The sequence below is a fragment of the Streptomyces filamentosus genome (genome assembly GCF_014654895.1).
In the GTDB taxonomy this organism is placed as follows: Bacteria; Actinomycetota; Actinomycetes; order Streptomycetales; family Streptomycetaceae; genus Streptomyces; species Streptomyces filamentosus.
The window spans coordinates 3249192-3268601 of record NZ_BNBE01000001.1 but is presented as its reverse complement, the minus strand read 5'-3'; the positions used below and the strand labels follow the sequence as shown (position 1 = coordinate 3268601).

Genomic DNA, 19410 nt, shown 5'->3' with positions numbered 1-19410 from the left:
CGGAGGAAGGAGCCCCCATGCGTCCCGACCCCAGGACCCGGTCCCCGCTCGGCCCGCTGCCCCGCCGGCGCGTCTGGCTCGGCGGCGGCGCGCTGGCCTCGGTCGCGCTCGTCCTCACCGGCTTCGCCCCCACCGCCTCCGCGTGGGGGACCCCCCGGGTCCCGGCCTCGGACGCGGCGGTGTCGAACCCGCTGACGGGCTGCAAGCACCGGGCCCTCCCCGGGTCCCCGGGCACCTCCGCCCCGGGGGACTTCCTGGCCGAGGAGGCCGGCGGGCCAAGAACGGCCACGGGCCCCAGCGGCGGCTGCAAGGGCCCGACCGGACCGACCGGCCCCAAGGGCCCCAAAGGCAACACCGGCCCCAAGGGGCCGACCGGTCCCAAGGGTCCCACCGGCCCGAAGGGCCCGACCGGAGCGACCGGCCCGAAGGGCACGACGGGGGCCACCGGGCCGAAGGGAGCGACGGGCGCGACCGGAGCCACGGGCCCGACGGGCGCGACCGGAGCCACGGGTGCGACCGGAGCGACCGGAGCCACGGGTGCCACCGGCCCCACCGGGCCCTGCGTGTCCATCGACAGTTACGCGCCCTCCAACACCGAGGACTTCCAGGCCGCGCTCTACGGCGGCAAGGCGTACGTCGGGCGGGCGGACGTCCCCGGCGGCACGATCGCCTGGCAGGACCTGACGAACACCACGCCCTCCAGCCCCGACCCCACGACCGACCCGGCCAACGCGAACTACCCGGCCGACGCCTGCGGCATCACCATCGAGGCCCAGGGCAACGACGCCTACGTCCGGGTGATCACCACGGACGGGCAGGTCTGGCAGACGCACGGCGACACCATGGGCGGCACCTTCGTCTGGAACGAGGACTGGACGCAGCAGACCACGCCGACCCCGATCGCCCTGCGCGCGGTCGAGTTCAAGGGCGACCTGCGCCACCGCGGCGCGGTGAACCCCTGACGCCGACGCGTCCCCGGCGGGAAAAGCCCGGAGGGGCGGCGCGTCCGTGGACGTGCCGCCCCTCCGGGGCCCTTTCGCGCGGTGCTGCGGTGCTCAGCGGGTGAGGGCGGGCTCCTTGTCCACCGCGGCCGGCTCGTCGCCGTCCGCGCCGCCCTCCAGGTGCTGCTTCGGCTTCGCCGGAAGGGCGAACATCACCAGGAAGATCCCGGCGAGGACGACCGCCGCCCAGCCCAGGGCGTTGCGGAAGGCGTCCGTGAAGGCCGCCGCCGCCTCCGCGGGGGCCCGGATCGGACCCCGGTCGTCGATCACGCCGAAGAAGACCACCGAGACCAGGCCCAGGCCGATCGCGTTGCCCATCTGGCCGGTCGTGTTGATCAGGCCCGACGCCGAACCCGCGTGCTCCTTCGGCACCTCCGAGAGCACCGCGTCCGTCAGCGGCGCCACGATCAGCCCCATGCCGAGACCCATGACCACCAGCGCCGGCAGCATCTGCCAGGGCGAGATCCCCGCCTCGTACCGGCCCGCGAGGAAGAAGTAGAAGAGGATGCCGGCGACCATCGTCAGCGCGCCGGCCTGGAGCACCTTGCGGCCGAAGCGGGGAACCAGCAGCTGCACCGACAGTCCGGCGGCCGTCGAGACCGCGATCGAGAACGGCACGCCGGTCAGACCCGCCTTGAGGGCGCTCCAGCCGAGGCCCACCTGCATGTAGAGCGTCCACACCAGGAAGAAGATGCCGAGCACGATGCCGAAGGTGAGCTGCACCGCGATGCCGGCCGCGAACGACTTCACGCGGAACAGGGACAGCTCGACCAGCGGGGAACCGTCCTTGCGCGTCTTGTGCCGCTCGTACGCGACGAGGACGCCGAAGACGACCGGGCTCGCCGCCATCATCAGGTGGCCCCACAGCGGCCAGTCCAGCTCGCGGCCCCGGGTCAGCGGGTAGATCAGCAGGAGCAGCGCGGCCGTGACGAGCACGACGCCGACCAGGTCGAGGCGGAGCGCCTTCGGCGCCTTCGACTCGATGATGTACGTGCGGCCGAGCAGCAGCGCGGCGACGCCCACCGGCAGGTTGATCAGGAAGATCGGGCGCCACTCCAGGCCCGCGATGTTCCACTCGGTGAGCAGCGCGCCGAGGAGCGGGCCCGAGACCGCGCCCAGCCCGACGATCGCGCCGAACAGGCCGAAGACCTTGCCGCGCTCGTGCGCCGGGAAGGTGACGTGGACGATCGACAGCACCTGCGGCACCATCATCGCCGCGGCCGCGCCCTGGAGGAGGCGGGAGGCGACCAGCATCTCCGGACCGGCGGCGAGGCCGCACAGCGCGGAGGCGAGCGTGAAGCCCGCGGTGCCGACGAGGAAGAGCCGCTTGCGGCCGTAGATGTCGCCGAGGCGGCCGCCGGTGATGAGGCCGGCGGCGAAGGCCAGCGCGTAGCCGGCGGTGATCCACTGGATGGCGCCGAAGGAGGCGCCGAGGTCGTGCTCGATGCTGGGGATCGCGATGTTGACGATGGTGGCGTCGACCAGGTCCATGAAGGCGGCCGTCATGACGATGGCCAGGGCGATCCAGCGCTTGCTGTCCCCCGTGGTGGTGCTGTCCGCCCCCGCGGCGGCGTCGGTCTCGTGTGCGCTCATAGGAGGACCATAGAAGCGAACTAGGTCAGAACACGTCCTCTTTTCCCCTCATGCTGGTGCCATGACGGACACTCCGGCACGACTCCTCAATCTGCTCTCGCTCCTCCAGACCCCGCGCGAGTGGCCCGGAAGCGAGCTCGCCGAACGGCTCGCGGTCTCCTCGCGCACGATCCGCCGCGACATCGAACGCCTGCGGGACCTCGGGTACCCCGTCGAGGCGTCCAAGGGCGCGGTCGGCGGCTACCGGCTCGTCGCCGGCACCGCGATGCCCCCGCTGCTCCTCGACGACGAGGAGGCCGTCGCCATCGCCGTCGGCCTCCGCGCCGGGGCCGGGCACGCCATCGAAGGCGTCGACGAGGCGTCCGTACGCGCCCTGGCCAAGCTGGAACAGGTCCTGCCGTCACGGCTGCGGCACCGGGTCTCCACCCTCCAGCACGCGACGCTGCCGCTGACCCGGGGCGACGGGGCCACCGTCGCGCCGTCGACCCTGACGGCCCTCGCGGGCGCCGTCACCGGCCGCGAACGGCTGCGGTTCAGCTACCGCGCGGGCGACGGGGCCGAGACGAAGCGGCTCGTCGAGCCGTACCGGCTGGTGTCCACCGGGCGGCGCTGGTACCTCGTCGCGTACGACCTCGGGCGCGAGGACTGGCGGACCTTCCGGGTCGACCGGGTCACCGACCCGCTCGCCACCGGCGCCCGCTTCACGCCGCGCGAACTGCCCGAGGGGGACGAGGCGGCCTACCTGGCACGGTCCATGACGCGGGCGCAGGGGGGCGGCGAGCTGGACCTCGACGTGGAGTTCGCGGCACCGGCCGAGTTCGTGGCCGCGCGGCTGCCGGCGCACCTCGCGCCCGTCGCGGACGGGCCGGAACGCTGCCGGATCCAGGGGCGCGTCACCGACACCGTGGAGTGGCTGGCGCTCCGCCTCGCCCTCCTGGAGGTCGACTTCACCGTCCACGCCCCCGCCCCCCTCCGCGCCCACCTCCACACCCTCGCCACCCGCCTCACCGCCGCCACCCGCTGACCCCCGGCCCGGCCGCGCCGCCGTTCCGCGGGCCCCCTGCCCACCCCTGGGCCCGGCCCCGCGCGGGTGCGGTGCCGCCGCCGTTCCGTTGCGGGCGGGCGTTCCGCCGGGGCGGTGCCCACCCTTGGGCCCGGTCCCGCGCGGATGCGGCGCTGCCGCCGTTTCGTTGTGGGCAATCGTTCCGCCGGGGCGGAACGGGTGGGCACAACGGAACGGCACCCTTCGCGGGTACCTCCGCTTACGTGCCTGGACCCGCACCCCAAGTGCACTGCGCACCGGGTGCGGGTCCAGGCCCGGAAAGCCTCGGCCCGGCTAGGGGCGCCGTCCCTGTGCCCACCCGTCCCGCCCTGCGGGACACCTGCCCACAGGGACGACGGCGACAGCCCCGCAGGGGCGACGGGCGCGGGCGCGGCCCGCACCGCCAGGGCGCAGGGGCGGCGCGCACCGCGAGGGCCCGCGGCCCGGGGGATCCGGGTCGCCGGGCGCCTCAGGCCACCGCGTCGAAGCCCGTGTCCCTGGCCATCTTCTTCAGTTCGAGGAGCGCGTGCTTCTCGATCTGGCGGATGCGCTCGCGGGTGAGGCCGTGCTCCTTGCCGACCTCCGTGAGGGTCCTCTCGCGGCCGTCCTCGATGCCGTACCGCATACGGATGATGGAGGCGGTGCGGTTGTCCAGCTTGTCGATGAGGTCGTCGAGCTCCTCGCTGCGCAGGAGCGTGAGGACGGACTGCTCGGGCGAGATCGCGGAGGTGTCCTCCAGGAGGTCGCCGAACTGGGTCTCGCCCTCGTCGTCGACGGACATGTTGAGGGAGACCGGGTCGCGCGCCCAGTCCAGGACGTCGGTGACCCGCTCCGGTGTGGAGCCGAGCTCCTCCGCGACCTCGGCGGGCTCCGGCTCGCGCCCGTGCTCGCGGTTGAACTCGCGCTGGACGCGGCGGATCCGGCCGAGCTCCTCGACGAGGTGGACGGGGAGCCGGATGGTGCGGGACTGGTCGGCGATGGACCGGGTGATGGCCTGGCGGATCCACCACGTGGCGTACGTGGAGAACTTGAAGCCCTTGGCGTAGTCGAACTTCTCGACGGCGCGCACGAGGCCCGCGTTCCCCTCCTGGATCAGGTCGAGCAGGGGGAGGCCGCTGCGCGGGTAGCGCCGGGCGACGGCGACGACGAGCCGCAGGTTGGACTTGATGAAGAGGTCCTTGGCGCGCTCGCCCTCGGCGGCCAGTGCCTGGAGCTCCTCGCGGGTCGCCCCGCCCGCCTCGGTGTCCTCCACCTCGCCGTCGAGTATCTGCTGGGCGTAGACGCCCGCCTCGATGGTCTGGGAGAGCTCGACCTCCTTAGCGGCGTCGAGCAGGGGCGTGCGCGCGATCTCGTCGAGGTACATGCCGACCAGGTCGCGGTCGGCGATCTCCCCGCCCACGGCGCGAACGCTGCTTGCCCGGCCGTCCCCGCTCTTGGCGGTGGACTGACGACGGGCGACGGCACGGGTTGCCATGCGTGCTCCCTTGCTGAGTAGGTCGCGACACCCTTCCGGGTGCCCTGCATCCGACGGAAACAACGACCGGAAACGGGACAGAATTCCCAGGGGACTCAGGATTTTCGCGATCATGCAGTATCCTGCACGGCCGCCACCCCGCCCGGCGGGCCGGCGCCCGGCGTGGATCCGCAGGTCAGACCCCTCGGGGCGGCCTCCGAAGCGGCCTTCCGGCGCCTTCCGACCACACTGTCGGTGAGACGACGCTCACATCTACCCCGTCCCTTTCCCCTCACTCCCCCGGACGCCGGACCGGGGACGGAGGGTTGCCTCCGCCGCACGGTGTAGGTCCCCGGACCGTTACGGACCGGTCCCCGCCGGGCCTACGGTCACCGCCATGGACACCACCGGCATCCTCGACGAGGCCCTCGAACGCCTCCACTCCTCCGGTCCCGAGCGGAACGGCTGGCTCACCAACCACGCGCCGATGGCCGTCGAGGCGCTGGTCCGGCACGGTCACGCGCCGGACGTGCACCGCTGGCTGGACGGGTACGCGCCGAAGCTGGAGGAGGCGCCCGCCCCGTACGCCCCGGTCACGGCGGGGAACTGGCGGGAGGCGCTCGGCGATCCGGCCCGGATCACCGACTGGACCCGGTTCCTCGCCCGCGAGCTGGCGGACCGGCCCTGGCGGGAGGTGCTGGCCGAGTGGTGGCCGCGCCTGCTGCCGGGCATCGCGGGCGGCGCCACCCACCCGGTGATCCGCACCGGGCACGCCGTACGGACGCTGCTCGCGCCCGGCGGGGAGACGGCGCCGCGCCGGGCGGAGCTGGCGCACGCGCTCGGCTACTGGGCGGCCCGCCACCGGGCGCTGCCGCCGCTGACCCCGCTGGCCGCCGCGCCGACGGCGGCCGCCGCGCTCGACGCCGTACCGCCCGTCCCGGAGCAGGAGGGCGGGATCCGGGAGCGGCTGGCGCAACTGACGGCGTTCCCGGAGTGGGGCGGCGCCCCGGATCCGGACGCGGCGCGGGAGCGGCTGACGGAGCTGGTGGCGGCGGCGACGCACCGGTACGCGTCCCACGGCCACGGCGAGCCGATCATGCTGGTGCACGCGGCGACCGCCCCGAACGCGGTGCTGCGGGCGCTCCCCGCCCTGCCCCGCGCGCTGTGGGCGCCGAGCCTGTCGGCGGCCTGGGCGGCGGCGGCGGCGGTGACGGCCGCGTACGCGCCGCGGGAGGCCGCACCGTACGAGGCGTACGCGGCCGGTTCCGCCGGTCTCGTCCCGGAGGAGGTCTTCGGGCGGGCGGCGGCGCACGGCGACGACCACACGATCAAGTTCACGGACACGGCGCTGGACGTCGGCGACCCGCTCGCGCTGGCCGCCGCCGTCCGCTCGGTGGAGCTGAACCCGCCCGCCCCGTAAGGACCTGACCAGGGCCGCGAGGGCGGGTGAGGTTCGGTCGAGGTCCGTCGAGGGCCCGGTCGAGGTCCGGTCGGGGTCGCCGAGGGCCCTGCCGGGGCTCAGCCGAACTGGACGGACCGCTTGGCGAGCCCCATCCAGAAGCCGTCGATCACGGACCGCTCGGCGTCGAGGTCGCCCGCCGCGTCGGCGGCGCCCATGGTGACGAAGAGCGGCGCGAAGTGTTCCGTACGGGGGTGGGCGAGGCGGCCGGCCGGGGACTTGTGCTCGAAGTCGAGCAGGGCGTCCACGTCCCGCGCGGCGAGGGCCTCGTGGCCCCAGGCGTCGAACTCGGCGGACCAGGACGGCACTCCGCCGCCGTGGCGCAGCGCGGCGAGGTTGTGGGTGAAGAAGCCGCTCCCGACGATCAGCACGCCCTCGTCGCGCAGCGGGGCGAGCTTGCGGCCGACGTCCATGAGCCGGCGCGGGTCCAGGGTCGGCAGGGAGATCTGGAGGACCGGGACGTCGGCGTCGGGGTACATCTCGACGAGCGGCACGTAGGCACCGTGGTCGAGGCCCCGGTCGGGGATGTCCTGCACGGGGGCGCCGGGGGCGCGGAGCAGGGCGCGGACGGACTCGGCGAGCGCGGGCGCGCCGGGGGCGGCGTACTGGACCTGGTAGTAGTGCTCGGGGAAGCCCCAGAAGTCGTACACGAGGGGCAGCGTCTCGGTGGCGCCGAGGGCGAGCGGCGCCTCCTCCCAGTGCGCGGAGACCATGAGGATCGCCTTGGGGCGGGGCAGGCCGGCGGACCAGGCCGCGAGCTCGCCGGGCCAGACCGGGTCGTCGGCGAGCGGCGGGGCGCCGTGGGACAGGTAGAGCGCGGGCATCCGTTCCAGCGTGGCGGCCATGACGGCGGGTCCTCCTCCGGCAGAAGTTCTTGAAACTTCAAGCTGATGCGTGCAGCTTAAACGTAGATAGTTCAACTTTCAAGGATGAGTCGTACGATGGGTGACATGGGAGAGAAGGACCTGATGGAAGACGCACCTGGAGCGGGGCCCGGAACGGCGCCGGAGCCGCGCTGGCTCGGCGACGACGAGCAGCGCGTCTGGCGCGCGTACCTCCACGCCACCACGCTCCTGGAGGATCACCTCGACCGCCAGTTGCAGCGCGACGCGGGCATGCCGCACGTCTACTACGGGCTGCTGGTCCAGCTCTCCCAGGCACCGCGCCGCCGGCTCCGCATGACTGAGCTGGCGAAGAGCGCCAAGATCACCCGCTCCCGGCTCTCGCACGCCGTCGCCCGCCTGGAGAAGAACGGCTGGGTACGCCGCGAGGACTGCCCCTCCGACAAGCGCGGCCAGTTCGCCCAGCTCACCGACGAGGGCGTGGAGGTGCTGCGGAGGACCGCGCCCGGCCACGTGGCGGCGGTGCGGCAGGCGATGTTCGACCGGCTCTCCCCCGAACAGGTGACCCAGCTCGGCGTGATCATGCGGGTGATGGCGGAGGGCCTGGAGCCCGCGGGCCCGGACGCGGACCTGCCCTGGCTCCGCTGAGAGCGGGACCAGGGCAGGGGGAGCAGGGACGGAGGGCCAGGGCAGGGACGGGGCCGACCGGGTCCGGAGGGGCCGAGGCCGGCCCGGAGGGTTGGAGGCCCCCGGACCGGACTGGACCGGATCGGACCCGGCCTGGACCGGACCGGATCGGACCGGACCGGACCGGACCGTGGGGAGGTCGCCCCGTCAGTGCGCGACGACCGGGACCCTCACCTCGTCGTCCGCGCCGGACCCGGCGACGGCGCCCGTGTCCGGCTTGCCGGTGGTGATCAGGGTGACGGCGATGGCCGACGCGGCGGCCAGGATGCCGACCGCCCACCAGATCGCCGAGGTGTAGCCCTCGACCATGCCCTGGAGCTGGAGCAGCTTCTGGGCGTCCGGGGTGGTCGCGGCGGCGGCGTGGTCCGTGAGGTACGCGGTCGTCGCCGAGGCGGCGATCGTGTTCAGCAGGGCCGTGCCGATGGCGCCGCCGACCTGCTGCGAGGTGTTGACCATCGCGGAGGCCACACCGGCGTCCTTCGGGTCGACGCCGTGCGTGGCGAGCGACATGGCCGGCATGAAGGCGGTGCCCATGCCGAGGCCGAGCAGCAGCTGCGCGGGCAGGATCAGCCCCGCGTACGAGGTGCCCACCTCCAGCTGCGTCAGCATCAGCATGCCGATCGCGGCGGTCAGGAAACCGGGGCCCATGAGGAGGCGCGGCGGCACCCGGGTCATCAGGCGCGTGCCGATCTGCGTCGAGCCGATGATCATGCCCGCGATCATGGGCAGGAACGCGAAGCCCGTCAGGACCGGCGAGTAGCCCTTCACGACCTGGAGGTAGTAGGTCAGGAAGAGGAAGAGGCCGAACATGCCGATGACGGCGAGGCCGAGCGAGAGGTAGACGCCGCCGCGGTTGCGGTCGGTGAGGACGCGCAGCGGCAGCAGCGGGGCCTTCACCCGGGCCTCGACGAGCACGAAGGTCCCGAGCAGGACCACCGAGGCCACGAACATGCCGATCGTGCCGGCGTCGCTCCAGCCCTCGGACTCGGCGCGGGTGAAGCCGTAGACGAGCGCGACCAGGCCCAGGGTGGAGAGGACCACGCCGGGGACGTCGAGCGCGGCGCGGTTGCGGCCGCCGGCCGGCTCGCGGATCACGAGGTACGCGCCGACGGCGGCGACGACCGCGAACGGGATGTTGACGAAGAAGGTCCAGCGCCAGTTCAGGTACTCGGTGAGGAAGCCGCCGAGGATCAGGCCCACGGCGCCGCCGCCGCCGGCGATCGCGCCGTAGATGCCGAATGCCTTGGCGCGCTCCTTGGCGTCGGTGAAGGTCACCGCGAGCAGCGAGAGCGCGGCGGGCGCGAGCAGCGCGCCGAAGGCGCCCTGGAGCGCGCGGGCGCCGAGCATCATCGCCTCGCCGGTCGCCGCGCCGCCGAGGGCGGAGGCGGCGGCGAAGCCGGCCAGACCGACGACGAAGGCGCGCTTGCGGCCCCAGAGGTCGGCTATGCGGCCGCCGAAGAGCAGCAGACCGCCGAAGGCGAGGGCGTAGGCCGTGATGACCCACTGCCGGTTGCCGTCCGAGATCCCCAGGTCCTGCTGGGCGGAGGGGAGGGCGATGTTCACGATGGTCGCGTCGAGCACGACCATCAGCTGGGCGAGGGCGATGAAGACGAGGGCCTTCCAGCGACCGGGGTCGGGCTGGAGGACGGCCGCTGACCTCTTGGTCTCGGCTGTTTCGGGCATGGGGGTAGCCACCTCTTGGTGCGAAGGGGAAGAAAAAGGTCTAGAGGGGGTTCACGGAGGGCCGGGAGGTGCCCTCGCGCGTCACGCGTCGCGTCTCAGGTCCTCCAGGGTCACGGCCGAGCCGGGGAGCACGGAGCGGGCGGGTGCCTCCAGGCCGTCGAGGAAGAGCTGGAGGTGCCGGTGGACGAAGGGGGCGAAGGCGGCACACCCGGTGCCGGGGAGCGGCCGGGTGAGCTGCGAGACGCCGACCAGCAGGTCGCCGGCGCCGACGTCCGGGCGGAGCCGGCCCGCCGCACGCGCCAGGCCGAGAAGGTCCTCGACGGACTCCTCCAGCCGGCCCCGCTCGGCGACGAGGTCGGGGTGGTCGTGGTCGAAGCCCGCTTCGAGCATCGGGCAGAGCGCGCCCACCCGTTCGTCGGCGGCGCCGTGGACGAAGTCCCGCACCGCGTCGAAGGCGTCCGCCCCGCCGGCGCGGACCGACTCGGCGCCCCGCTCGGCGAGCCCGGCGACCCGGGCGGTCAGGGAGAGGACGACCTCGTGGACGAGGTCGGCCCGCTCGGGGAAGTTCCGGTAGAGCGTGGCGTTGCCGACTCCGGCCCGGCGGGCGATCTCGTCGTAGGGGACGAGGGGGCCGAACTCCACGAACATCTCGCGGGCCGCCGTCACCAGCCGCTCGCGGTTGCGCAGGGCGTCGGCGCGCGGCCGGGGGACGCGCCGCACGGCCACGGCTCCGCCGTCCGCGCCGCGCGCACCGTCCGCACCGCTCACGCCGCGCGTGCCGCGCACACCGTCCGCACCGCTCACGTCGCTCACGCTTCCTCACTCCCCGCCCGGCCCGACCGGCCGGTTCTCGGCCTTCCGGAGCCATCCGGGGCCATCCGGGGAAAGACTCCCCACTTCGTTCGGACTCTCTCCTAAACGGGGAAGGAATCCCCGCTTATTTCCCGGGCAAATGTGACCTGAGTCACAAGGCATTCGACCCGCGTCACACGGCGACCGCGGGGCGCGCATACCCACGATCGGTCCACCCGGCGCGCGCCCCCGGACCGCTCCGCCCAGGCTGATCGCACGGCACCCCGCCGCTGACCTGGCCCCGACCGGAGAGGCGACCGCATGCAGCACACCCGCCGGCGGATACGCAGACCGGTCGCCCTCGCGGCGACCTCGGCCCTCCTGCTCACCGTGCTCGTCTCGGCGAGCACCACGCTCCCCGGGCCCGCCCCGGCCTCGGCAGGCCCCGTGGCCGCCGCGCCGGACACCACCCGGCTCGGACCGTGCCGCATCGCCACCGCCATGGGCGTGCAGATGTCGGAAGGGCTGCCGACCGCCCCCGGGTACGCCCGCTCCACCGGCCGGATCCGCGCCCTGACCCTCATGGTCGACTTCCCCGACGCCCAGGGCGAGGGCACCGCCATGAGCCGCTTCCGCGAGTTCTTCCCGCAGACCTCCGACTGGTTCCGCGTCAGCTCGTACGGCCGGCTCCAGTACGGCGCCGAGGCCCCGATACCCGACTGGCTGCGGATGCCGCGGCCGTTCTCCTCGTACGGGATCGAACGCGGCGCCCCCTACGAACCGGGGTACCGCTCCTTCGTCGAGGACATCGTGAAGGCGGCCGACCCCAAGGTCGACTTCAGCGCCTACGACCTGGTCAACGTCCTGGTCACGCCGAACGCCGGCCCCTCCGCCCTGGACACGGTCCTGTCCGTGACCTTCTCCGGCAACGACGACGCGCCCTACGCCGACGGCGTCCCGCTCGCCAACACGTCCTTCGTCTACAGCCGCCAGGACGACGGCTCCGGCAGCTTCGACCGGACCGGCTACCGCGTCCTCCCCCACGAGAACGGCCACGTCTTCGGGCTGCCCGACCTCTACACCGCCGAGGGCGGCGGCACGGTCGGCCACTGGGACATCATGTCCGAGGACTGGGGGGCCAACAACGACCTCCTCGGCTGGCACAAGTGGAAGCTCGGCTGGCTCGACAACGACCAGATCCGCTGCGCCTCCGTCACCGGCACCAGCGAGCACCTGCTCACCCCGCTGGCCGTCGCCGGCGGCCCCAAGCTCGTCTTCGTCCCGCTCACCGACACCACCGGCTACGCCGTCGAGGTCCGCACCCGCGAGGGCAACGACGAGGCCGTCTGCGAACCGGGCGTCCTCGTCTACCGCGTCGAGACCGACGTCGACACCGGCCACGGCCCCGTCACCGTCGCCGACAGCGACCGCGCCAGCGGCGGCTGCACCCGCCGCCCCAACGTCCACGCGGAACTCTCCGACGCCCCCTTCCGCCCCGGCGAGACCTTCACCGACCGCACCAACGGCATCCGGATAGGCGTCCTCGACGAGGACCCGGCGGGCAACTTCCGCATCAGGATCAGCCGGAACTGACGGGGGCGCCGGAACCGGCGGAGGCGGCGGGACCGGAGGCGCCGCGAGCAGAGGCGGCGTCCCCGTCCCCGGTTCCGCCCCCGGTCCCGACCCCGACCCCGGCCCCGACACCGCCCCCGGCCTCCGCCGCCAAGAGGCCCCGCAGCTCCCCCTTCAGCACCTTCCCGCCCGCGTTCCGGGGCAGCTCCCCGTCCCGTACGAGGATGTGCGCGGGCACCTTGAAGGCGGCGAGGCGCGCGGCGACGTGCGCCCGCAGTTCCTCCGGCCCGGCCGCCGCGCCCGGCCGGAGCCGTACGACCGCCCCGACCTCCTCGCCCAGGAGGGCGTGGGGCACACCGGTCACCGCCGCCTCCCGCACGTCCGGATGCGCCTGGAGGACCCCCTCCACCTCGACGCAGTACACGTTCTCGCCGCCCCGGACCACCATGTCGGTGAGCCGGTCGACGACCGCGACCCGCCCCTCGGCGTCCATCCGCGCGAGGTCCCCGGTCCGGAACCAGCCGCCGGGCGCGAAGGCGGCGCGGGTGGCGGCCTCGTCCCGCCAGTAGCCCCGGAACAGCGACTGGCCGCGCAGCCACAGCTCGCCGACCCCGTCGGCCCCCGGCGCGTCGATCCGCACCTCGGTGGCGGGCGAGGGCCGGCCGACGCTGCCCGGGTGGGCCCGGTACTCGGCCCCGACGTTCGCGAAGACGCCCCCGCAGGTCTCGGTCAGCCCGTAGCCGTTGCGCGGCTCGATCCGCTCCCCGTACCCCGCCGCGAGCCCCCCGGTGATCCCCGGCGGCGCGGCGGCCCCGCCCGTGCTCAGCAGCACCAGGGACTCCAGCGGATCACCGGTCTCCCGGGCGAGCTCCAGCAGCTGGAGCGCGGTCGTCGGCACCCCCGCGTAGTGGGTCACGCGATGGGTCCGGATCAGCTCCAGGGCGCGCGCCGGATCCCACTTCCGCATCATGACGAGCGTGCCGCCGGCCGCCATCACCGCGTAGAGCGAGGTGAAGGCGGCGACGTGGAAGAACGGGAAGGTCGTCAGCGACACGATCGCCGCCCCGCCGCCCGGCCGCTCACCGCGCGCGAGGGCCGCCGCCGCGGCGAAGTACCGGGGATGGACGGCCGCCCCCGCCTGCGCGAGCTGCGTGGCGACGGCCCCCTTGGGCCGCCCCGTGGTCCCCGAGGTGTAGAAGATCGTGGCGTCGTCCTCGGGCAGCACCTCGACGTCGGGCGGCCCGAGAAACGGATCGGCGTCGGCCTCGTACGCCGCGAACCCCTCCTCCGCGGCCCCGTGGAAGACGACCCCCGGCACCCCGGCCCGCCGCGCCCAGGCCCGCACCCGGGGCACCCGCTCCCCGTCGACCAGCAGCAGCCCCGGCTCGCAGTCACCCAGGGCGTACGCACACTCCTCCTCGCCCCACCAGGCGTTCAGCGGCACCGCGACGAGCCCCGCGAGCTGCACCGCCCAGAAGGCCACCTGCCACTCGGGAACGTTCCGCATCGCCACCACGACCCGGTCCCCCCGCCGCAGCCCGTACTCCCCCACCAGCCGCCGCGCCAGCCCACAGGCCTCGTCGAAGAACCCCCGATAGGTGACCGCCCCGCCCTCGGACACCAGAAACACCCGGTCCCCGTAAGCCCACACGGCCTCGACGAACTCCCTCAGCGTCCGGGGCCCCCGCACATAAACCCCACCCCGCACCTCGAACGGCGCCCCGTCCCCGCACAACCGCCCACCACCACCCACGACCCTCTCCTCCCGCCCACCCGCCACCACCCCGCGACGCTATGCGCGCCCACCCCCACCCATCAACCCACCCCCATCCGCTAGGCTGTCAGCGGTCACTCAGCACAAACCCGACCACCGAGCTCGACGCCCACCCGGGCCGAGCAAACCCCGCCTCCGTAGCTCAGGGGATAGAGCACCGCTCTCCTAAAGCGGGTGTCGCAGGTTCGAATCCTGCCGGGGGCACCAGTCCAAAGGCCCCTCACCTACGGATATCCGTAGGTGAGGGGCCTTTGGCGTCAGCTTCTGACATCGACGGCGGCGGTCGGTCGAGGACCGCCGCGAGCGCGCGGAGCGAAATGCGGATGCGCGCCCCCAGGCCCGGCGGGCAGGATCGCGCCATGTCGACGGATGTCAGCGGAATGATCGAGTGCCGACCAGGGGCCCGCCTGTGGGGCCTGGACGATGAGGACACGGTCTGGGAACCGGGCATCGACCTCTTCCTGCTGAACAGGGGCAACGCCTACGACGGCCTCGCGTGCCTCTTCGGAATCCGCAACTCCTTCGGCTTCCGCCCGCTTGCCGAGGGCCGTGGCTTCCCGGACGACGCCTCGGAAGGGCTGCGCCGTGAGTTCGCCGGCTACGGCGGCCCCGACTCCGTGTACGGGACGACATGGGTGACCTGGGCCGAGCTGGCCGCCGCAGACTGGCAGGAGACGAACGCCTCCGGCACACGAAGCCGTGCTTCGGCCGCAGGGGCCGACACCGACTGGGGCCGCGTCTGGAGCGTCATGCGCATCCTCAGCGAAGTCCACGAGGCGGAGAACGTCCGTCTCGTCGTCTGGTTCCACTGACTCGGCCCCGCGCGGAACACGGGGTCGGGCCAGACAGGCATCGGCACACGCAGCCACAGTCAGGGGTACCAGGCCCAGAGCTTCATGCCCGTTCCTAGCCGGCGGGACCACGGCGCCTGACGTCAGCGGCGGAAGGGCTCCCGTCGATCTCTGTGGGGCCCTTCAGCTGCGCAGGTCCGGCCAACCGTCTTCGTTGGAGCAGCTCTCGTAGCAGTAGCGGGTCGTGTGGTCCCACTCTTTGCCAGTGGCCCGTTCGTACGCCTCGTCCGGGACGTACAGGAGCCATTCGCCGTCGCGCTCGGTGGAGGTGAACGGAGCGAACTCGTCGGGGTCGGAGAAGACGCTCTCCCAGACGGCTCGGCCTGCGGCGACCACCGCGCACCGGGAGTACAGGAAGCCGTCGGCCGACTGCGGGAAGGGTCTGCCGCCCGGGGCGTCATGTCGATCACCGGCAGGATGCCGAACTTCTCCTGGTCCAGACGGTGGAGCGCCTCGGCATGGCGTTCCGCGAAGCCGATGATGTCGGAGACGGGGCGGCGGCTCAGCTCCTCGGCGAGGCGGTGGCAGCTCTCTTCGGTGGCTTCGCCGTTCAGGGTGTCTATCAGTGCCCAGAAGTCGGCCCATGTCATTCTCACGGGCGCAGGATGACAGGCTGGTCCGACAGTCCTCGTCCGGCGCCGACGGCGGTGGGGCCCTCCGGCCGGAGGGCTACGGCGGGGGCTGGCCGGGGCCGTGGGGGAGGTGGAAGCAGGCGACCAGGGCGCTGTCGTCCTCGGTGAGGTAGAAGACGAAGGTGTGCGTCCCGTCGGCGGAGTCGATCATTCCTCCGCGCACGGGGCGGCCGTGTTCGCGGAGGAGCTGTACGGCTCGGGCCAGGCCGAAGGGTTCGGTTCCGCGGAGCCGGGCGCGCTGGAGGCGGTAGGAGAAGACGCCGACGTGCTGCCCCGCGGGGCGCGTCCTTTCCGATGTGTTGTAGGTGCCACCGCCGCGGAGGACGGCCAGGGCGGCTGCCGACGCCTCCTCGGCGTCGTCCTCGAACAGCTTCTCCAGCACGTGCCGTTCCATGGCCACCTCCACCGGGATCCTGCGCTGCCGTCGCCGGGGAGCGCAACCCTGGGGGCGCCTGGCTCCCGGGGGGGAACCCGGGTGGGGGCGCGTCCGTCCCAGTCGGAGCGCGCGTCGGGCGTGCGTCTGGCCGGGGAGCGGGGGCGTCATGACGGACCGGTTCGGCAGGTGGGGGCGGGAGATCGTGCGCCGTGGCGGGGTGGCGGTGGGAGGGGTGGTGCTGCTGGCCGGGGGCGCCGGGTGCGGCGCGGCCGGCGGCGGGGTGCACGGGGGCCCGGCGTCGGAGGCGGCTTCGGAGGCGGCTTCGGCCGAGGGGGGTGCGGGTCCTGCTCGGGAGGCGCCGCCCCTCATGGTCCTGCGGGGGAAGGACGCCCCTGTGGCCGGTCTTCTCAGGCTCCTCACCGGGACGCTGGTCGTCACGGAGGAGAACTGCGTGGCCGTGCGGTCGGGCACCGGCGGGAAGATCGTCGCCCTCGACCGGGGCCACGGCTGGACGGCCCGGGTCGAGGACGGCAGGGCCGTCGTCCGTGACGATCGCGGAGAGGTCTTCGCGCGCGAGGGCGACGAGGTGGGTCTGGGCGGGGGGACCTCGGGGCGGACCGTCGACCATCCGTGCGCCGGGTCCGGCGTGGTGTTCTCGGTCGACAACGCGCCCGTCGACGAATAGGTCCCGTGCGGGGGGCCTGTCACGTTCCCCGGGTGCCCGTGGCCTTCAGCGGCGGGGGCGGGTGGGGCGGGTCAGGGCCAGGATCAGGGGGTTGGTCAGGATCCAGTAGGCGGGGTGGACCCGGCCGTCCTCCTTGGAGAGGGGGCCGGGTGCGCCGTCACGGTGCAGGTGGCGGAAGAGGCGGTCGTAGGCCGGGCCGCCGGCCAGGAGGAGGAGAGGGGCGGTGAGGATCGCTCCGGCCCAGACCGCGCAGCGGAGGGGCAGGTGGGCGGGGCCGTCTATGCGCACGGGACGAGTATGCGGTGGGGGCGGGGGGAGGGGACGCGTCGGCCCCGCCCCTGGAGGGGCGGGGCCGACGTGCTCGTGGGTCAGGGGGTCTTGAGGACGGTTTCCGTGCGGAGGGGGGTGTGGGGGGTGGGGGTGGTCTCCAGGGTGGTGATGTGGCCGGCTGCCTTGATGTCCCGGGCGGTGAGGGTCAGGTGGTGCAGTTCGGCGGGGGAGGCGAAGACCTTGAGGAGGGTGACCTCGGTGCGCATGGAGACCTTCGCCCCGGACTTGGCGCGGCGGACCTCCGCGATGGTCCTCCGGGCCGTGGCCAGGACCTCGGGGTCGGCGTCCGCCGCCGGGCGGAGGGTTTCGGCGGGGTCCGGCCAGGGGGCGCGGTGGACGGAGCCGGGCTGCCACCAGGACCAGACCTCTTCGGTGACGAAGGGCAGGAAGGGGGCGAAGAGGCGCAGCAGCGTCGACAGGGCCGTGGTGAGGGCGGCGCGGGCGGACGCGGCGGCCTCGGGGCCGAACTCGCCGTAGGCGCGGGCCTTGACCAGCTCCACGTAGTCGTCGCAGAAGGCCCAGAAGAACTGCTCGGCGCATTCCAGGGCGCGGGTGTGGTCGTACTCCTCGAACGCCTCCGTGGCGGTGCGGACGACCTCGGAGAGGGTGGCCAGCAGGGCCTTGTCCAGGGGGTCGGTCACCGGGGAGTCCGGGGTGGCGTCGAGGGGGCGGGGGCCGGACTCCGGAGCCGGGTCCGTCAGGCCCAGGACGAAGCGGCTGGCGTTGAGGAGTTTGACGGCCAGGCGGCGGCCGACCTTCATCTGGCCGGTGTCGTAGGCGGTGTCCGTGCCGGGGCGGCCGCTCGCCGCCCAGTAGCGGACGGCGTCGGAGCCGTACTGCTGGAGCAGGGCGAGCGGGGTGACCACGTTGCCCCGGGACTTGGACATCTTCTTGCGGTCCGGGTCGAGGATCCAGCCGGAGATGGCGGTGTGCTTCCAGGGGAGCGTGCCGGACTCGGTGTGCGCGCGGACGATCGTGGAGAACAGCCAGGTGCGGATGATCTCGTGGGCCTGCGGGCGCAGGTCCATCGGGAAGACCCGGGCGAAGAGGTCGTCGTCCCGCTCCCAGCCGCCGGCGATCTGCGGGGTGAGGGAGGAGGTGGCCCAGGTGTCCATCACGTCCGGGTCGCCGATGAAGCCGCCGGGCGCGCCCCGCTGGTCCTCGCGGTAGCCGGCGGGCGCGTCGGTGCTCGGGTCGACGGGCAGCGCGGACTCGTCGGGCACGAGGGGGTGGTCGTACCGCGGGGTGCCGTCGGCGTCCAGGGCGTACCAGACGGGGACGGGCACGCCGAAGAAGCGCTGGCGGCTGACGAGCCAGTCGCCGTTCAGGCCGGCGACCCAGTTCTCGTAGCGCACCCGCATGTGCTCGGGGTGCCAGTGGAGTTCCCGGCCCCGGGCGAGGAGGGCCTCGCGCAGGTCCTCGTCGCGGCCGCCGTTGCGGAGGTACCACTGGCGGGTGGTGACGATCTCCAGGGGCTTGTCGCCCTTCTCGTAGAACTTCACCGCGTGCGTGATCGGCCGGGGTTCGCCGCGCAGGTCGCCGCTCTCCCGGAGCATGTCCACCATCCGCGCGCGGGCGGTGTGCGCGGTGGCGCCGGCCAGCCGGGCGTACGCCTCGCGGGCGGCGGCGGAGTCGACGCCGGGCGGCGGGTCGGCGGTGAAGCGGCCGTCCCAGCCGATCACCGGGCGGGTCTCCAGGCGGAGTTCGCGCCACCAGACCACGTCGGTGGTGTCGCCGAAGGTGCACACCATGGCGATGCCGGTGCCCTTCGCGGGGTCCGCCGTCCGGTGGGCGACGACGGGGACCTCCACGCCGAAGACCGGGGTGCGGACGGTGCCGCCGATCAGCGGGCGGTACCGCTCGTCGTCGGGGTGCGCGACGAGGGCCACGCAGGCGGGCAGCAGTTCGGGGCGGCTGGTGGTGATCAGGACCGGTTCGCCGCCGGGCCGGTGGAAGGCGAGGTCGTGGAGGGCGCCGGGCCGCTCCCGGTCCTCCAGCTCGGCCTGGGCGACCGCCGTGCGGAAGGTGACGTCCCACAGCGTCGGCGCGGCCGACGGGTACGCCTCGCCGCGGGCCAGGTTGCGCAGGAAGGCGCGCTGCGACGCGGCGCGCGCCGGGCCGCCGATGGTCCGGTACGTCCTCGACCAGTCGACGGACAGGCCGAGGAGCCGCCACAGCTCCTCGAACGCCTTCTCGTCCTCCTCGGTGAGCCGCTCGCACAGCTCGATGAAGTTCCGCCGGGAGACCGGGACCTGTTCCTTGCCGGGGTTCCCGGGCGGGGTGAGGTCGGGGTCGTACGGCAGCGAGGGGTCGCACCGCACGCCGAAGTGGTTCTGCACCCGGCGCTCGGTGGGCAGGCCGTTGTCGTCCCAGCCCATGGGGTAGAACACCGTCTTGCCGCGCATCCGCTGGTGGCGGGCGACGGCGTCGGTGTGGGTGTAGGAGAAGACGTGGCCCACGTGCAGGGACCCGCTGACGGTGGGCGGGGGCGTGTCGATGGAGAAGACGCGCTCACGCGGCTGGGCGGCGTCGAAGGCGTACACCCGCGACTCGTCCCACAGCCGCGCCCACTTCTCCTCCAGGCCGTCCACGGAGGGCTTCTCCGGGACCTCGGGTCGTCGCTGCGTGTGCGTCATCC

17 protein-coding genes, 1 tRNA gene and 1 pseudogene are annotated in these 19410 nt (G+C 73.8%); 8 read left to right on the top strand and 11 right to left on the bottom strand.

Going from position 1 to position 19410, the window contains the following annotated elements; all coding sequences use genetic code 11:
• Nucleotides 1–17: 17 nt before the first annotated feature.
• Nucleotides 18–962: a collagen-like protein gene (locus IE326_RS14840; protein WP_229915335.1), complete on the top strand. Its 945-nt coding sequence runs from the start codon at nt 18–20 to the stop codon at nt 960–962.
• 93 nt (nt 963–1055) lie between these two features.
• Here IE326_RS14840 and IE326_RS14835 read toward each other — a convergent pair whose 3' ends face one another.
• Nucleotides 1056–2594, bottom strand: a complete 1539-nt coding sequence (locus tag IE326_RS14835; protein WP_150228782.1) for an MFS transporter — start codon at nt 2592–2594, stop codon at nt 1056–1058.
• Nucleotides 2595–2655: 61 nt separating this feature from the next.
• Here IE326_RS14835 and IE326_RS14830 point away from each other — a divergent pair, with 61 nt between their 5' ends.
• Entirely contained in the window at nt 2656–3618 is a 963-nt protein-coding gene (locus IE326_RS14830) for a helix-turn-helix transcriptional regulator (protein ID WP_150228784.1), read from the top strand.
• A gap of 487 nt (nt 3619–4105) precedes the next feature.
• Here the strand turns inward: IE326_RS14830 and IE326_RS14825 are convergent, their stop codons facing one another.
• The gene (locus IE326_RS14825; protein ID WP_150228786.1) at nt 4106–5110 is read right to left on the bottom strand and encodes a sigma-70 family RNA polymerase sigma factor; all 1005 of its coding nucleotides are present in this window, start codon (nt 5108–5110) and stop codon (nt 4106–4108) included.
• Nucleotides 5111–5486: 376 nt separating this feature from the next.
• Between IE326_RS14825 and IE326_RS14820 the strand changes: the two genes are divergently transcribed.
• Nucleotides 5487–6509, top strand: a complete 1023-nt coding sequence (locus IE326_RS14820; RefSeq protein ID WP_190041726.1) for a questin oxidase family protein — start codon at nt 5487–5489, stop codon at nt 6507–6509.
• Nucleotides 6510–6607: 98 nt separating this feature from the next.
• On the opposite strand, the gene IE326_RS14815 is transcribed toward IE326_RS14820, so the two are convergent.
• Nucleotides 6608–7393 carry a dioxygenase family protein gene (locus IE326_RS14815; RefSeq protein ID WP_190041725.1) on the bottom strand — a complete coding sequence of 262 codons (786 nt, stop codon included), beginning with the start codon at nt 7391–7393 and terminating at the stop codon, nt 6608–6610.
• A gap of 123 nt (nt 7394–7516) precedes the next feature.
• Here IE326_RS14815 and IE326_RS14810 point away from each other — a divergent pair, with 123 nt between their 5' ends.
• Entirely contained in the window at nt 7517–8038 is a 522-nt protein-coding gene (locus tag IE326_RS14810; RefSeq protein ID WP_150232785.1) for a MarR family winged helix-turn-helix transcriptional regulator, read from the top strand.
• A gap of 186 nt (nt 8039–8224) precedes the next feature.
• Here IE326_RS14810 and IE326_RS14805 read toward each other — a convergent pair whose 3' ends face one another.
• Both IE326_RS14805 and IE326_RS14800 read right to left on the bottom strand, forming a co-directional pair.
• Nucleotides 8225–9760, bottom strand: coding sequence for an MFS transporter (locus IE326_RS14805; protein ID WP_190041724.1), 1536 nt, complete (start codon nt 9758–9760; stop codon nt 8225–8227).
• 81 nt (nt 9761–9841) lie between these two features.
• A complete protein-coding gene (locus IE326_RS14800) occupies nt 9842–10528 on the bottom strand; it encodes a TetR/AcrR family transcriptional regulator (protein WP_373310232.1) in 687 nt (228 codons plus the stop codon).
• A gap of 345 nt (nt 10529–10873) precedes the next feature.
• Here IE326_RS14800 and IE326_RS14795 point away from each other — a divergent pair, with 345 nt between their 5' ends.
• The gene (locus IE326_RS14795; RefSeq protein WP_150228794.1) at nt 10874–12145 is read left to right on the top strand and encodes a M6 family metalloprotease domain-containing protein; all 1272 of its coding nucleotides are present in this window, start codon (nt 10874–10876) and stop codon (nt 12143–12145) included.
• On the opposite strand, the gene IE326_RS14790 is transcribed toward IE326_RS14795, so the two are convergent.
• Nucleotides 12132–13907, bottom strand: a complete 1776-nt coding sequence (locus IE326_RS14790) for a class I adenylate-forming enzyme family protein (protein WP_190041723.1) — start codon at nt 13905–13907, stop codon at nt 12132–12134. The two genes, IE326_RS14795 and IE326_RS14790, sit on opposite strands and share 14 nt — an antisense overlap.
• Nucleotides 13908–14029: 122 nt before the next feature.
• On the opposite strand from IE326_RS14790, the gene IE326_RS14785 reads away from it, so the two are divergent.
• Together IE326_RS14785 and IE326_RS14780 are read left to right on the top strand one after the other, a co-directional pair.
• Nucleotides 14030–14105, top strand: a tRNA-Arg gene (locus IE326_RS14785).
• Nucleotides 14106–14257: 152 nt separating this feature from the next.
• Nucleotides 14258–14710: a hypothetical protein gene (locus IE326_RS14780; protein WP_190041722.1), complete on the top strand. Its 453-nt coding sequence runs from the start codon at nt 14258–14260 to the stop codon at nt 14708–14710.
• Between the two features lie 162 nt (nt 14711–14872).
• Here the strand turns inward: IE326_RS14780 and IE326_RS41450 are convergent, their stop codons facing one another.
• The 3 genes and pseudogenes from IE326_RS41450 to IE326_RS14770 form a co-directional block, all read right to left on the bottom strand.
• Nucleotides 14873–15085 (bottom strand): DUF4240 domain-containing protein, encoded by a 213-nt coding sequence (locus IE326_RS41450; RefSeq protein WP_268982966.1) that lies wholly within the window; start codon nt 15083–15085, stop codon nt 14873–14875.
• 149 nt (nt 15086–15234) lie between these two features.
• A pseudogene (locus IE326_RS41445) lies at nt 15235–15339 on the bottom strand (DUF4240 domain-containing protein); the annotation flags it as partial.
• A 79-nt stretch (nt 15340–15418) separates the two neighbouring features.
• A complete protein-coding gene (locus IE326_RS14770; protein WP_170313827.1) occupies nt 15419–15775 on the bottom strand; it encodes a hypothetical protein in 357 nt (118 codons plus the stop codon).
• Between the two features lie 376 nt (nt 15776–16151).
• Here IE326_RS14770 and IE326_RS14765 point away from each other — a divergent pair, with 376 nt between their 5' ends.
• Nucleotides 16152–16442 (top strand): hypothetical protein, encoded by a 291-nt coding sequence (locus IE326_RS14765; RefSeq protein WP_190041721.1) that lies wholly within the window; start codon nt 16152–16154, stop codon nt 16440–16442.
• 45 nt (nt 16443–16487) lie between these two features.
• Here the strand turns inward: IE326_RS14765 and IE326_RS14760 are convergent, their stop codons facing one another.
• Both IE326_RS14760 and valS read right to left on the bottom strand, forming a co-directional pair.
• Entirely contained in the window at nt 16488–16730 is a 243-nt protein-coding gene (locus IE326_RS14760; RefSeq protein ID WP_150228800.1) for a hypothetical protein, read from the bottom strand.
• Nucleotides 16731–16810: 80 nt separating this feature from the next.
• A complete protein-coding gene (gene valS, locus IE326_RS14755; protein WP_190041720.1) occupies nt 16811–19408 on the bottom strand; it encodes a valine--tRNA ligase in 2598 nt (865 codons plus the stop codon).
• Nucleotides 19409–19410 lie beyond the last annotated feature (2 nt).